General features: G+C 62.5%; 14 protein-coding genes. 11 read left to right on the plus strand and 3 right to left on the minus strand.

What is annotated here, in order from left to right; translation table 11 throughout:
- Positions 1-149: 149 nt before the first annotated feature.
- Both fusA and pdxY read left to right on the plus strand, forming a co-directional pair.
- Positions 150-2,246, plus strand: coding sequence for an elongation factor G (gene fusA, locus NA29_RS14065; protein WP_039398985.1), 2,097 nt, complete (start codon positions 150-152; stop codon positions 2,244-2,246).
- Positions 2,247-2,516: 270 nt separating this feature from the next.
- Positions 2,517-3,374 carry a pyridoxal kinase PdxY gene (gene pdxY / locus NA29_RS14070; RefSeq protein WP_039398986.1) on the plus strand — a complete coding sequence of 286 codons (858 nt, stop codon included), beginning with the start codon at positions 2,517-2,519 and terminating at the stop codon, positions 3,372-3,374.
- A gap of 43 nt (positions 3,375-3,417) precedes the next feature.
- On the opposite strand, the gene fghA is transcribed toward pdxY, so the two are convergent.
- The gene (gene fghA / locus NA29_RS14075; RefSeq protein ID WP_039398988.1) at positions 3,418-4,272 is read right to left on the minus strand and encodes an S-formylglutathione hydrolase; all 855 of its coding nucleotides are present in this window, start codon (positions 4,270-4,272) and stop codon (positions 3,418-3,420) included.
- Positions 4,273-4,482: 210 nt separating this feature from the next.
- On the opposite strand from fghA, the gene NA29_RS14080 reads away from it, so the two are divergent.
- The 8 genes from NA29_RS14080 (at position 4,483) to NA29_RS14115 (ending at position 10,867) form a co-directional block, all read left to right on the plus strand.
- Positions 4,483-5,373, plus strand: a complete 891-nt coding sequence (locus NA29_RS14080; RefSeq protein ID WP_052252934.1) for a winged helix-turn-helix domain-containing protein — start codon at positions 4,483-4,485, stop codon at positions 5,371-5,373.
- Positions 5,374-5,467: 94 nt separating this feature from the next.
- Positions 5,468-7,048: a glycoside hydrolase family 18 protein gene (locus tag NA29_RS14085; RefSeq protein ID WP_084103762.1), complete on the plus strand. Its 1,581-nt coding sequence runs from the start codon at positions 5,468-5,470 to the stop codon at positions 7,046-7,048.
- A 2-nt stretch (positions 7,049-7,050) separates the two neighbouring features.
- Complete coding sequence (locus tag NA29_RS14090) at positions 7,051-7,251, plus strand: hypothetical protein (RefSeq protein ID WP_039398989.1); 201 nt, start codon at positions 7,051-7,053, stop codon at positions 7,249-7,251.
- A 401-nt stretch (positions 7,252-7,652) separates the two neighbouring features.
- The gene (locus NA29_RS14095; protein WP_039398991.1) at positions 7,653-7,859 is read left to right on the plus strand and encodes a hypothetical protein; all 207 of its coding nucleotides are present in this window, start codon (positions 7,653-7,655) and stop codon (positions 7,857-7,859) included.
- Positions 7,860-7,952: 93 nt separating this feature from the next.
- Complete coding sequence (locus NA29_RS14100; RefSeq protein WP_039398993.1) at positions 7,953-8,141, plus strand: hypothetical protein; 189 nt, start codon at positions 7,953-7,955, stop codon at positions 8,139-8,141.
- Between the two features lie 459 nt (positions 8,142-8,600).
- The gene (locus NA29_RS14105; RefSeq protein WP_039398995.1) at positions 8,601-8,894 is read left to right on the plus strand and encodes a hypothetical protein; all 294 of its coding nucleotides are present in this window, start codon (positions 8,601-8,603) and stop codon (positions 8,892-8,894) included.
- 188 nt (positions 8,895-9,082) lie between these two features.
- Entirely contained in the window at positions 9,083-9,892 is an 810-nt protein-coding gene (locus tag NA29_RS14110) for a GntR family transcriptional regulator (protein ID WP_224787025.1), read from the plus strand.
- Between the two features lie 27 nt (positions 9,893-9,919).
- On the plus strand, positions 9,920-10,867 hold the full coding sequence (locus tag NA29_RS14115) for an AEC family transporter (protein ID WP_039398997.1): 948 nt from the start codon (positions 9,920-9,922) through the stop codon (positions 10,865-10,867).
- 70 nt (positions 10,868-10,937) lie between these two features.
- Here the strand turns inward: NA29_RS14115 and NA29_RS14120 are convergent, their stop codons facing one another.
- Positions 10,938-12,020 (minus strand): GGDEF domain-containing protein, encoded by a 1,083-nt coding sequence (locus NA29_RS14120; protein ID WP_039398999.1) that lies wholly within the window; start codon positions 12,018-12,020, stop codon positions 10,938-10,940.
- Between the two features lie 912 nt (positions 12,021-12,932).
- Here NA29_RS14120 and NA29_RS14125 point away from each other — a divergent pair.
- Positions 12,933-13,136 carry a cold-shock protein gene (locus NA29_RS14125; protein ID WP_039399001.1) on the plus strand — a complete coding sequence of 68 codons (204 nt, stop codon included), beginning with the start codon at positions 12,933-12,935 and terminating at the stop codon, positions 13,134-13,136.
- Positions 13,137-13,270: 134 nt separating this feature from the next.
- On the opposite strand, the gene purT is transcribed toward NA29_RS14125, so the two are convergent.
- Complete coding sequence (gene purT / locus NA29_RS14130; protein WP_039399002.1) at positions 13,271-14,473, minus strand: formate-dependent phosphoribosylglycinamide formyltransferase; 1,203 nt, start codon at positions 14,471-14,473, stop codon at positions 13,271-13,273.
- Positions 14,474-14,485 lie beyond the last annotated feature (12 nt).

A 14,485-nucleotide genomic window follows, 5' to 3' on the forward strand; every position in this document is an offset into this window, starting at 1 on the left:
CGCGCCGTGCGACGCATGGCCGCGCCCTCGCCGCAAAGCCCCGTCTGCGCTGGACTTGCGGACGATGTGACCGTCAGCGAGGTATCGGGACATTGGAGTATGATGGCGGCTCCTGTTCTTTTTCCTCACCGTCTGAAAAGAGGTGCACTGTGGCCCGAAAGACCCCCATCGAGCGCTACCGAAATATCGGCATCAGCGCTCACATCGACGCTGGCAAGACAACGACGACCGAGCGGATCCTGTTCTACACGGGCGTCAATCACAAGCTGGGCGAAGTCCACGAAGGCGCTGCCACGATGGACTGGATGGAGCAGGAACAAGAGCGCGGCATCACGATCACGTCCGCCGCGACGACCTGCTTCTGGCGCGGCATGGCCGGCAACTTCCCCGAACACCGCATCAACATCATCGACACGCCGGGACACGTCGACTTCACCATTGAAGTCGAACGCTCGATGCGTGTGCTCGATGGCGCCTGTATGGTCTACGACTCGGTCGGCGGCGTGCAGCCGCAGTCGGAAACGGTCTGGCGTCAGGCCAATAAGTACAAGGTGCCGCGCATCGCGTTCGTCAACAAAATGGACCGCGTGGGCGCCGACTTCTTCCGCGTGCACAAGCAGATTCACGAACGTCTGCGTGGCAATGCCGTGCCGCTTCAGATTCCCATCGGCGCCGAAGACCATTTCCAGGGCGTCGTCGATCTCGTGAAGATGAAAGGCATCGTCTGGGACGAAGAGTCGAAAGGCGTGAAGTTCGAGTACGTCGACATTCCCGACGACCTCAAGGATCTCGCGCAAGAGTGGCACGAGAAGATGATCGAGGCTGCGGCCGAAGCCGATGAGACGTTGCTCGAAAAGTATCTGGGCGGCGAATCACTGACCGAGGACGAGATCAAGGCCGGACTGCGCAAGCGCACGGTCGCCGGTGAGATCGTGCCCATGCTGTGCGGCACGGCCTTCAAGAACAAGGGCGTGCAGGCCATGCTCGACGCCGTGATCGAGTATCTGCCCTCACCGGTCGACGTACCCGCCATCGCCGGTCACGACGAAGACGACAAGGAGATCGAGCGTCATCCGTCGGACGACGAGCCGTTCTCGGCACTCGCCTTCAAGATCATGACGGACCCGTTCGTCGGTCAGTTGATCTTCTTCCGCGTGTATTCCGGCGTGATCGAGTCGGGCAGTACCGTGCTTAACGCTGTCAAGGGCAAAAAGGAGCGTCTGGGCCGCATCTTGCAGATGCATGCAAACACGCGCCAGGAACTCAAGGAAGTGCGCGCGGGCGACATCGCCGCCGCCGTGGGCCTGAAGGAAGCGACGACCGGCGATACGCTGTGCGATCCGGACCACTTCATCATTCTGGAAAAGATGGAGTTTCCGGAGCCCGTGATCTCGCAAGCGGTCGAGCCGAAGACCAAGGCCGATCAGGAAAAGATGGGCCTCGCGCTCAACCGTCTGGCGCAGGAAGATCCGTCGTTCCGCGTGCAGACCGACGAAGAATCGGGCCAGACGATCATCTCCGGCATGGGCGAGCTGCACCTGGAAATTCTGGTCGACCGCATGCGCCGTGAGTTCGGTGTGGAGGCGACCGTCGGTAAGCCGCAGGTCGCGTATCGCGAAACCGTCCGCAAGAAAGTCGAGGACGTGCAGGGCAAGTTCGTCAAGCAGTCGGGCGGGCGCGGCCAATACGGCGACGTGGTCATCACGCTTGAACCGGACAAGGAAAAGCCCTACGAATTCGTCGACGCCATCAAGGGCGGCGTGGTGCCGCGCGAGTACATCCCGGCGGTCGACAAGGGTATTCGCGAGACGCTCAACAACGGTGTCGTCGCTGGCTATCCGGTCGTGAACGTGAAGGTCACGCTGACTTTCGGTTCGTACCACGACGTCGACTCGAACGAAAACGCGTTCCGCATGGCCGGTTCGATGGCCTTCAAGGAAGCCATGCGCCGCGCCGAGCCGGTGCTGCTCGAACCGATGATGGCGGTGGAAGTCGAGACGCCCGAGGAGTTCATGGGCAACGTGATGGGCGACCTCTCCGGGCGTCGCGGCATCATGCAGGGCATGGACGACATCGTGGGCGGCGGCAAGATCGTGCGCGCGGAAGTACCGCTGTCCGAGATGTTCGGCTACTCGACCTCGCTGCGTTCGCTCACGCAGGGACGCGCCACTTACACCATGGAGTTCAAGCACTACGCCGAGGCGCCAAAGAACGTGGCCGAGGCCGTCATGACGTCGAAGAAGTAATCAGTTCGACGAGAGCGTCGACGGAAGCGTCGATGGAAGCGCCGACGGCAGGTGCGATGGCCTCGCGCCGCGCCCCTGCCGCTAGTTGCGTACTCGGCAACGCAATACGTGCCAACGTTTAAACCTCGCCCGCAATGCTCACGCCCCCGATTCTCCTGACTCGGGCCGTGCCGCTTGCGGGCATTGTTCGTTCTACGTAGTTTCCGGGTATTGTTGGCGTACTCTGCGCGCTTCGCTTCGAGTGCCTCCCCCGCTTACCGCACCCCCAACATGAAAAACGTCCTCAGCATCCAGTCCCACGTCGTGTTCGGCCACGCAGGCAACAGCGCCGCCGAGTTTCCTATGCGACGTCTCGGCGTGAACGTCTGGCCGATCAATACCGTTCAGTTCTCGAACCATACGCAATATGGCAAATGGACGGGACAGGCATTGCCGAGCGACGAGATCCTGCGACTCGTCGACGGCATCGCGGACATCGGCGAACTGGGCAACTGCGACGCCGTGCTCTCGGGCTACCTCGGCGCGCCGGAGCAGGCGGGCTTCGTGCGCGCGGCGGTGCAACGCGTCAAGCAGGCCAATCCGGCTGCGATTTATCTCTGCGACCCGGTGATGGGCCATCCGGAGAAGGGCTGTCAGGTCAAGCCGGGCATCGAACAGTTTCTGGTCGAGCACATGCCCGAAATTGCAGACATCATGACGCCCAACCATCTCGAACTCGAAAAGCTCTCGCAGCATCCCATCGATTCGTTCGACGACGCCGTCGCCGCCTGCCGCGCCCTGCTCGCGCGCGGACCGAAGATGGTGCTCGTCAAGCATCTGGAATACACCGGCAAGCCCGAGGATCGCTTCGACATGCTGGTGGTGACGCGCAACGAAGCCTGGCACGGCTCGCGTCCGCTCTACCCGTTCTCACGTCACCCAGTCGGGGTTGGCGATCTGACGTCGGGTGTATTTCTGGCCCGCTTGCTCAAAGGCGATACGGTGCGGGCGGCGTTCGAACATACGCTCGCGGCCGTCGATGCGGTGCTGTCCGTCACGCACCTCGCAGGACGCTACGAACTGGAGATCGTGCGTGCGCAGGACGAGATCGTCACGCCGCCGCGCCATTACGAAGCGCGGGCGGTGTAACGTCGCGTCTGACCTCGCGATACGAAGAAAGGAAGACGGCGGTTCAGTACGCGCGCAGATGCTCGGCGTGATGCGACAGATGATCTGCCATGAACGTCTGGATGAAGTAGTAACCGTGATCGTAGCCGTTGTGACGACGCAGATTCAACGGCTGCCCCGCTTTCTGGCAGGCGCGCTCGAAAATGTCCGGATGCAGTTGCGCTTCGAGGAACTGATCGTTCAACCCTTGATCGATCAGAATGCCGCCCGGAAACACCACCGTTCCCGCCTTCGCGATCAGTTCGCTGGCATCGTACGGACGCCACGTCTCGCGGTCCGTCCCCAGATAGCCGGTGAACGCTTTTTCGCCCCACGGACAATGCATCGGCGCGGCGATCGGTGCGAACGCCGACACCGAGCGGAATTTGTCCGGATTGCGTAGCGCCAGCGTCAGTGCACCATGCCCCCCCATCGAGTGACCGAAGATGCCAATACGCCCGGCATCGATAGGTAGCGACTGCGTGACGAGGCCGTACAGTTCGTCGACGATGTAGCTGTACATCCGGTAGTGCTTCGACCACGGATCCTGCGTAGCGTCGAGATAGAAGCCCGCGCCGACGCCGAAATCCCACGCGTCGGTCTCGCCGGGCACCCCCGCGCCTCGCGGGCTGGTATCAGGGGTAATGAGCGCCACCCCGTGTTCTGCGGCCAGCCACTGCGCCCCGCCCTTGATCATGAACGTTTCTTCCGTACACGTGAGGCCCGCGAGATAGAACAGCGCGGGCACGGCACGCCCGTCACGCGCCTGCGGCGGCACAAACACCGAAAAACGCATCGGCAAACCGATCACGGACGAAGTGTGGCGATAGAAGCGCTGCACGCCACCAAAGCAGCGGTGTTCGGAAATGAGTTCGAGCATGGCGAAATCCAGGAAATGTGACAGCTATCTTACCTCGCGATGTGACGCGTGACATTGCCTAGGCACTCGATGAGCGCATCTCGCCGATCAACGTATCGGACGACGACAGCTATGTCGCGCTTGTCGTCGCTTGTCGTCGCTTGTTGTCTTGCGACAGGTGAATGCGCGTGGCTACGGTGAGCCTCCCGTATTCGATACCAGGAGCACCCCATGCCGATGTCACCGTTCGATCTGGACGACGTCACCAACCTCGTACAACGCAACGGCATCGCCGCGCGCCTGTCGGAGCAGGAAAAGCGTTTGTTGGTCCTGCTTGCCGCCCGGGCAGGCACCGCGCTCGACAAGCACGCGCTGATGTCGGCCCTGTGGGGCAAGCGCGCGCAATGGATCGAAGACGCCGCGCTCGTGCAACTCGTCTCCCGTTTGCGACGCTCGCTCGCCCCGCTCGGCCTGCAACGCGCCATCGTGACGGTGGCGCGCGTCGGCTATCGCTTCGACGTCCCGTCGTCCGTGGCAGCGACCGCCTCGGATATGACTCCCGCGGATGACACAGCGCGCGAAACCTCGCCGGTTTACATAGACAGCCGTGATGACGGCGTGACCGTTGTCGACGCCACAGCGTCCGCATTGCGCGCACCGCCGCTCTCGCACGGTGTCGCATGCGAGGGGCACGGCGAGGTGCGACGACACGGCGTGATCGTCCGGATTCCGCAGATGGAGTACCGGCTGCTGCGCGCATTGCGCTCACCCGCCAATGTCGCGCATGACAAACGTACGCTGATCGCGATGCTGTGGCCGACGCGCCCCAATCAGGACGACACCAATCTGATGCAGGTGGTCTCGCGCCTTCGCCGCAAGCTGATTCCACTCGGACTGCATCGTCACATCGTGACGGTGCCACGCGTCGGCTATCGCTTCGAGTCATGTATCGAGGCTGACACAGCGCCCATGCCCGAGGCACCGGGTACGTCATCACCATCATCGACGTCATTGGCGTCGTCCTCGAAGGACAGGCCCGACCGCCTTCGGGACTGGCTGCCGACGACGCTCCCGCGCGCCCTGCGCACGCTGACACGTCATTTGCGCTGGCGAAGCCGCTGAGCGAACGCGACGCTGGTCACGCCGATGTCGCCGCGAGCCTCATGTTTCATCGCCCGGCAACGGCACCTGTCCATTCACTCTCAGGAGCCACATCATGACTGCACCGCGCAATTCATCTCCCGCTTCCGCGGCTTCCGCCATCGACACCACTGGCACCACCAGCGAACTCGTCTACCCCACAGATCCGCTCGACGGCGCAACGGAAGCCACCTATGCGCAGAACGGGCTCGATTCGGCGACGAGCACGACGCAACTGTCGTACACGTCGGCGCGTGTTGCCAAGCGCGTCTACAACCGTTACGCGAAAAACGCGCTCGAAGTCTCCGGCTATTACACCGATTGGTCGCAATACGATGGACGCCTCGACGGCGACTTCAGCAATGACGCGGCCGGACGCGGCGTCGATCTGATGTTGCTCGATCCGTTTGCCTACGACCGGCTGATCATCGGTTTCGCGGGTATCGTGGGCGACCAGGGAGAGAAGGCGCAAACCGTCGCCCGTGCGGCCGCCGACTTCGTGCGCAAGCCGGATCAGGCCACCTTCGTCGACAGTTGGGGGGACGTGCTCTCCTATCGCAATTGCGGCTTTCCCGGTTGGGTGAGCAACGACGTGATGCCGATGTTTCAGCAGTCGCGGGCACAGGGCATACTCGGCGGATTGCGCCTGCTGCACGCGAAGAACCCGGCACTGAAACTCGCCATCGCCATCGGCGGATGGACGATGAGTCAAGCGTTTCACGGGCTGGCGGGCAGCAGCGCGCGACGCAAGACGTTCTGCGCGAGCGTCGTCGATCTGCTGCGCCGCTTCCCGATGTTCACCGAGATCAACATCGACTGGGAGTATCCCGGCTCGCCGGGTGATGACGGCAACGTCTACGACGACTCGGACGGCCCGAACTACGCAGCGCTCGTGAGCGATCTGAAGCAGGCGCTCGTGGCTGCCGGTCGCAAGGATGTCGAAATCTCGATTGCGGCGTCGGCCAACGTGGCCGACATGCAGAAGGCCAACCTGCCGGGCCTGATCGCTGCAGGCGTGTCACGTCTGAATCTGATGACGTATGACTTCTTCGGCACGCCGTGGGCACCCACGCTCGCCCATCACACGAATCTTCACGACACGGATCCGGCGGCACCCGACGGCTTCTCGATCGATCGCGCAGTCAACTGGCTGCGTCAGGCGGGCGTTCCGCTCGGCAAGGTGCACATCGGTTACGCGGCGTACTCTCGCAACGCACTTCAGGCGCAGATTACACAAGTCGCAGCCCTTTGCGGCACCTACTCTGCGGGCGACGACATCACCACCGGCACGTTCGAATCAGGGACAACGGAGTATTACGACGTGCTGCGCAATTACCTCGATCTGGAGCACGGTACGGCGCGCAACGGCTTCGTTCTGTACACCGATACGGTGGCCGACGCCGATTTCCTGTACCAGCCGTCGACGGGCATGTTCATGTCGCTCGACACGCCACGCACCGTGCGCGCCAAGGGCGACTACGTCAGGCGCAACGGGCTTGGCGGCCTGTTCACCTGGACCATCGATCAGGACAACGGCGTGCTGGCGAATGCGGCGCGTGAGGGGCTTGGGCAGAAAGCGACGGCCTCGCATATCGACATGACGCCGTTCTACTTCAGTGGGAAGACGTCGCTGGACGATGCTTCGACGGGGGACTGACCATGCGCTTCCTCTTGTCCCGGCTGCTTGAACCGTCGACGTGGGCGGGCTTCACGGGCCTCGCTGTCTCGCTCGGCACCTCGCCCGACGTCATGCATGAGCTGGCGCAGGCTGGGGCGGCACTGGCGTCGCTCGCGGCCATGGCGTTGCCGGAGAGTGCGGCGCGAGGCCGCCTGAGCGACGGCATTTCCCGGCAGCCGTAAGCCTTACCTTCCCTGCGCACGACGGGTTTGGCACGGGCTGCAGGCGCATCGCTGACGCGCCATCGGCCCGTGTCGACAAAAAAGTGTCACGATTTCTAAACTTTTCGCTGCGCGTGTCGCTATACGTTTCAAGGCGTGCTGCGCCGCTGCACGCCTCGAGTTTGGGAAGTCCGGGAAAGTTGTCACATTGGCAGACTATGATGCCGTCGATGCGAGACGTCCCGAGGCCCCCGCCCCATCAGGCAGTTGCGGCACCGAAGTCCCTCAGCAGTGCATGACAGAAGCGTCGCGGCAAGATCGTCGGCACGGCTCCCCTTTGAGGCGAGACGGTCAGGACGACGGCAACGACGTAAGACAAACAAAAGACAGACCAGATTCACCAGAGATTGACCGGGGGCCCTATGAAACTGATCCTGCTGGCGCTTGCCGCCTCGTTGTTTACGCTCGTCATGATGGTACAGGCGCGCAGCGAAGCCAACGAAGTTGCCGCCTCCTCATCGCGTTCGCAGCCTGCGGGCATCAACGTCGGCGAACGCATCCGCACCCGTAAGGACATGGCGATGTGGAACGCACGCCGCAAGATGCACGCCGTTCGTCAGGAAGACTGAACACGCGCAGCAACATGCTGCGTTGCACCAAATTTGGGCATCTCCGAAGACCGTCCTATAGTGGAAAGGCACATAGGAGAGGAGATAAGAAAGATGCCCGCAATCCACTTCAATCTCTACGACCTGACTTTGTTCCTGCCGATGGCAGTGGCGGGTGCGCTACTCGTTGGCGGCATCCCCGTGGCCACGCGCTCGACCCGCTATGGTCTGCGCGCCGTCGGTGCGGTGGTTGGGGCGCTCGTTGCGTTCCTTGTGGTGGAAGCGTTGCCCGTGCTCGTGTAGCTCGTGTAGCCGACACACGCTTCAGTCACTCTCGAACGAGTTAGGGTGAAGAACGCGCGTTGCGCGCGGCGGACGGCTTTTCCCCCAAGATTTTCCCAACCTCGCTCCTGGATACCCCTTCGCAGGCCGTCTGTGGTTTGCGATGTAAAACGCGCGCGCTATCGACCGAAAACGCAGGTGCGCCGGTCATGCCATTGTCATCGCCACGATTTAGTCTCAATTACGGCAACTTCGGTTGCGCTGTCACCCTCTCTGTTGCGCCGCCGACCCGCTCGGCGGTTTTTTTATGGGAATGTCCTGGCGAACCGACGCTCTGTTTCCTCAGTGTTTCCACCGTCATCGTTTTGCCCCGACACGCGTCGCCCCATCGCCTACAATCACCGGAAGTGCAACGCCATGTGCGCGCCTCCGACTTACGACGCCGGGGGTGTGCGCAACGCAGACAGAGGAGGTTTCCGAATGTCCGACGCGTTCTCCCGCGCCTTCGCCGTTGTCGTCAACCAGTACCGTTCACCGCGCCAGTACACTGTCTCGGTCGAGCGGGCGAGTGAGATGATCGCCAAGAACATCGGCCTGTTTTCAGATGGCTTCGCCGCCGAACCGCATCTGATCGTGGGCCTGTTCGAGACCGAAGCCGAAGCCTGGGCACTGGCCCGGCGTCTCCAGCGCACCCGCATCACCATGCAGACGTTGCTCCAGACGCCCGCGCGCGCCACTTCCGTCTCCCCGCCGGAACTTGATCCAAGCGAGTGACCCCGTGAGCGCGGCAGCGGACCGCCGTCTCGTCGCGGTCCGACTTCCCGACTCTCCCTGCGTCCCACCTCTCCAACGATAGCCTCCCCCAAACGGACGTCCACGGAAATAAACCGCGTCGACATCCGCCATCAGGCGTAGAATTCGGAATTCCAGATATCACGGATACCGGCAAACGCCGGAATGCCATGTCTCAGCCCGCGCCATCCTCCGCTTCGTCCGCCACAGAGGCCGTCGACGTCGACGGTAATGCCTGTAACGCCTCCCCGACGACCGACGCGATGCCCTCGCCAATGGCTCCGCTGGCTCCGCTGGCGCCGCTTGCCAGCACGCCGGTGCTCATCGATCAGGTGTACTCGCGACTGCGTGACGCCATCGCCGACCTCACGCTCCCGCCCGGCGAGCGCATCCGGCAGGCAGAACTGGCCGACTCGCTGGGCGTCTCGCGTCAACCTGTGAGCCATGCATTGCAGTTACTCAAGCGCGACGGACTGGTGTGCGACAGCGGACGTCAGGGGCTCGAAGTGGCGCCGATCGATGCGGATCATCTGCGTCAGCTCTATCAGGTGCGCACGGCACTCGATAGTCTCGCCGCGCGACTGGCCGCCCTGCGCCGCGCCGCAGGAACACTGCCCGACGATGCGATGCGCCGTCTGGAAAACGCCGTCGCCGCAGGTATGGCGATGACGAAAGGGACGCCGGTGGCACGACAGGTCCGTATCGAAGTCTCCTTCCACACAGCCTTGCACGACGCGTCAGGCAACCCGCTGATTGCACAAACGGTGGCGCCGCAGTGGCCGCACATCATGCGCGCGATGGCCGCCACGCTGGGTGCGATGCCGATGCAGGAAGTGGTCTGGCATGAGCATGGGGAAATCGTCGCGCGCATTGCGGCGGGCGATGCCAATGGCGCCGAAACTGCCGCCCGCGAACACACGGAAGCCGACGGCGGCAATGCGCGTCGCGAATGGTTGATCCGTCTCGCGCAATCGAACTGATGAACTGACGAACTGACGACGCAATCCATGCAAGCCGTTATCTCTGCCGCCCTGCCCGTGTTCGGGCTAATTTTTCTGGGGTATCTCTGCGCTCGCCGGGCCTGGCTTGGCGATGCCGCACTCGATGCGCTCAATCGCTTCGTAGTCTATCTTGCGTTGCCCGCCGTCCTGTTTCAGTCGATGGCGCAGATCACGTGGGCCGAGCTGGTCAACCCCGGCTTTCTGGGCGCGTTCGGCGGCGGGATGGCTGCGACCTTCGCGCTGTCCTTCCTGCTCGACCGGACGGTGCGCGGACGCCTGACCGACGCGAGCATCGAGGGCATGGGCGCGGCGTACCCGAACGCTGGCTTCATGGGGCTGCCGCTGTGCCTCGTAGCATTCGGTCCGGCGAGCGTGCCCGCTGTCGTCGTCGCCATGCTGCTCACGGCGACGGTGCTCTTCGCGATCTCCATCGGGATTATCGAAACGGATCTGCAAGCCACGCCGAACTGGCGTCGCACGGCGGGTTTCGTTGCGCGTGCGCTCATTCGCAATCCGCTGGTCGTCTCGCCGTTCGCCGGTATGGCGTTCGCGGCGTTCGGCATCACACTGCCCGCCCCCGTCCTTCACTTCACGACATTGCTCGGCGGCGCGGCCAGCCCGTGCGCGCTGGTGGCCATCGGCATGTTCCTCGCACAAAGCTCGGGCGCAGCGAAAGAGCCGCGGATCGCACGCGCGGTGGGACGCCTCGTCGGTCTCAAGCTGATCTTCCAACCGGCCATTACCGCGTTTCTGGCGTTTCGCGTGTTCGATCTGCCGACGATCTGGGCGCACAGCGCGTTGCTGCTGTCGGCACTGCCCATCGGCACCGGGCCGTTCATGCTGGCACAGTTGTACGGCCGTGAGGCAGCCGTGGCTTCGCGCGCCATCCTGATTTCGACGGTGCTGTCGGTGGTGACGGTGTCGTTGCTGATCGGCTGGTTTAGCGTTCGATAACAGCCCGGCCTGCCACGATTCTGAACGATGCAGGGTTCGGTCGGCTGGTTCAGTCGACTGGTTCGGTCAACTACCGCAGGCTCGCCGTCGGGGCGACGACCACGCGGTCGCGTCCCGAGCGCTTCGCGGCGTATAGCGCGGCGTCGGCAGCGCCCAGCAGGCGCATGGGCAGCGATTCCGGATCGGCGATGTCACGCGGATCGACGCTGGCCAAACCAATGGAAATGGTGAGCGGCACGAGAATCCCGTCGTCGTCGGGCACCTCAAGGCGCGCGACCGCACGACGCACTCGCTCGGCCACCGTCCCCGCCCAGTTCTGCTCGGTCTGCACCAGGAGTGCGGCGAACTCTTCCCCGCCGTAACGCGCGAGGGTATCCGTCACCCGCAATTGCGCACGCATGCAGACACTTGCGGCACGCAATGCACGATCGCCGGTTGCATGACCGTGACTGTCGTTGACACGCTTGAAATGGTCTATGTCGATGAGCAGGCACGCGAGCGGTGCGCCATAGCGCGCGCCCCGAATCACTTCCTCTCGCAGGCGCTGATCGAAGTAGCGACGGTTGGACAAGCCCGTGAGTGGGTCCGTCAGACCGATACGCTTGAGGCGCTCGCGGTTCCACATGTTCTCGAGACACACAGCGACGACTGCGCCGAACCGTTCGAGGAAGTCGGTGGCCATGTCGGGGGCGAAGCGGCGTGCATCGCGACTGCCCAGTGCGATCACGCCGATGTAGCGTCCATTACGCGCCAGCGGCATGACGACAGCACTCGCCGGTGCACGCGCACCGAATAGCGCCGAGTGACGCTCGCGTGGTGCGCCGATCCAAAGCTGACCGTTGCCGCAGACAGCGGAGAACGTCCCGGTGTCCTGCGCGATGCACAGGCCGCCGTCGAGCGCGCGGATGCCCTCGGCCGTGTCGATCAGATCGCGAAGGGTATCGTCGACCTCGGCCAGCATCAGACGCACACCCGACAGGTCAAAGTCGTGGCGCAGACGATTGAGCACCACTTCCAGGAATTGACCGAAGTCCGGCGCGCCCATAAGCGCCAGCTCGATATCCTGAAAACGTTTTAGCGAGCGCTCGTTGCGCTGGACGGTCGCCAGCAGCGATTGCAAAGAGTCGAGCGTCGGTGCCTGATTGGTTGCCACGTAAGGTCTCGAAAGACACGCGGCACTGCGCGGCCGCCTAGCGTGTTTGCCCCACGATGATGGCCTCGCAAATGCGCGTGTTGCAACGCCGTCGTGAGGCGACCATGAGGCCGTTAACGGCAGGCATTTGCTAAAACTGAGGGTAATGAGAATCTATTTTGACGTCTCGAAAGCGAGCACTGGCGCGCGGTATCTGTCTGACTAGGGAAAATACCTACCTTCTATGACGACCGTGTCGCGATGCACAAGACATGCATTCGATCGACATCGGATTTCCGGGCGGTCGGCCGACCGCTTTGCATTCGATGCCTGTCTGATCGCCACTTATCGGTCGGCTGCGCTGGGGTCAGAGCACGGTGACGACCCGGTGACACGCGACGATGTCGCTCCCCCGTTGTGCCCGCGCCACATACGTGCATATCGGACGGGGTATTCATCGAATGCTTAACGCGTTAAGTGAAACGCAGGCAAACATCGCCCCCTTCTCACTTCACCGTCCCAACTTCCCGGCGAACGGGAAGTCATCCCCGCCGACAATACAAAACGCTTCGACGCGCAACTCAATGATTCGGAATCTGGATTATCGCAAAGCGAGGTGACTTAGCGTGGATCGCAGAGCGATTGGAAGGGACAGCGATCAGGACGACGTCCGGCCGTCCGGCATGACCGATTGCATGTCGCAACGCAGCGAAAATCGGCTGGAAACTGGCGTGGATCAACAATCCCACAGTTTCCCTGCTTGACACCTTCCCACCTTTCCCGTAAAAAAACGGGTGCATGAACGTTGTATGGCGAGTCTTGTGTCATCTAATGTCGCCCTCTGCGTCAACTCGGTTGTACCTGATCAGCTTTAATGTCATGCGCTCGCTGAGCATCTCGCTCGCTCATTTGAAAACTTTAAGGATTTAAGAAATGGCAACTGGTACCGTCAAGTGGTTCAACGACGCCAAGGGTTTTGGTTTTATTACGCCGGACGAAGGCGGTGAAGATCTCTTCGCCCACTTCTCGGAAATCCAAGCGAAGGGCTTCAAGTCGCTGCAAGAAAACCAGAAGGTCAGCTTCGAAGTGAAGATGGGACCGAAGGGCCGTCAAGCCAGCAACATCCAGCCCATCTAAGGTCTGTGATTCGCTGAGCGGTCGCTAACGCGATCGACGCGCCTCGGGCAGTACGCTAAACCCTAGTGACTGCCCGAACTGAAAACCCCGCCAAGGCGGGGTTTTTTCGTTATGGGATGCAACCGGACGGAGGCTCAGACAGCGCGCGGCTTCACCCGGCTCGCCGCTTCCACGGCGTTGCTGCGCGCGACATCCAGATTCTCGTCGTACGCCAGCGCCACCCCCATACGACGCTTCACAAAGCTTTCCGGTTTGCCGAACAGACGAATGTCCGTCTGCGGCACCTGCAAGGCCTGATCGACGCCGTCGAACACGATGCCCTTGGCATCCACGCCACCATAGATCACCGCACTCGCGCCAGGCGTCTTCAGCGTGGTGTTCACCGGCAAACCGAGGATCGCCCGCGCATGCAGCTCGAACTCGTTCTGCCACTGGGTGATCATCGTCACCATGCCCGTGTCGTGCGGACGCGGACTGACTTCGCTGAACCACACGTCGTCACCCTTCACGAACAGCTCGACACCGAAAATGCCCTGCCCGCCCAGGTTGTTCGTCACGTCACGTGCAATGACACGCGCACGTTCAAGTGCGACAGACGACATCGGATGCGGCTGCCAGCTCTCCACGTAATCGCCACTGACCTGCTTGTGGCCGATCGGCGCGCAGAAGTGCGTCTCGACCTGCGCATCGGCGCCGCGTGCGCGCACGGTCAGCAGCGTGATTTCGTAATCGAAGTCGATAAAGCCTTCGACGATGATGCGGCCGTGACTCACGCGTCCGCCTGCCATGGCATAGTCCCATGCGGCTTTCACGTCCGCTGCGCTGTCGATCTTGCTCTGCCCCTTGCCCGAGCTGCTCATCACCGGCTTGACGATGCACGGATAGCCGATGCCACCGTCGATGGCCGCTTGCAATTCTTCGAGCGAATCGCAGAACTGATACGGGCTCGTAGGCAAGCCCAGCGTCTCAGCGGCCAGACGACGAATGCCCTCGCGATCCATCGTCAGACGCGCCGCACGCGCCGTCGGAATGACACGCACCACGCCGTCCGCTTCCAAGGCTTCGAGCATTGGCGTGGCGATAGCTTCGATTTCCGGGACGACGAGATCGGGCTTCTCGGCTTCGATCAGCGCCTTGAGCTGTTCGGGATCGGTCATCGCGATGGTGCGCGAATGATGCGCCACCTGCTGGCCGGGGGCGTTCTCGTAGCGATCGACGGCAATCGTCTCGACACCGAGACGCTGCAAGGCGATCAGCACTTCACGGCCGAGTTCGCCAGCGCCCAACAACATGACCTTCGTCGCGCTCGGCGACAGCGGGGTTCCGATAGTGGTCATTTGCGACCTTTG

This window comes from Pandoraea sputorum (assembly GCF_000814845.2).
Lineage (GTDB): Bacteria > Pseudomonadota > Gammaproteobacteria > Burkholderiales > Burkholderiaceae > Pandoraea > Pandoraea sputorum.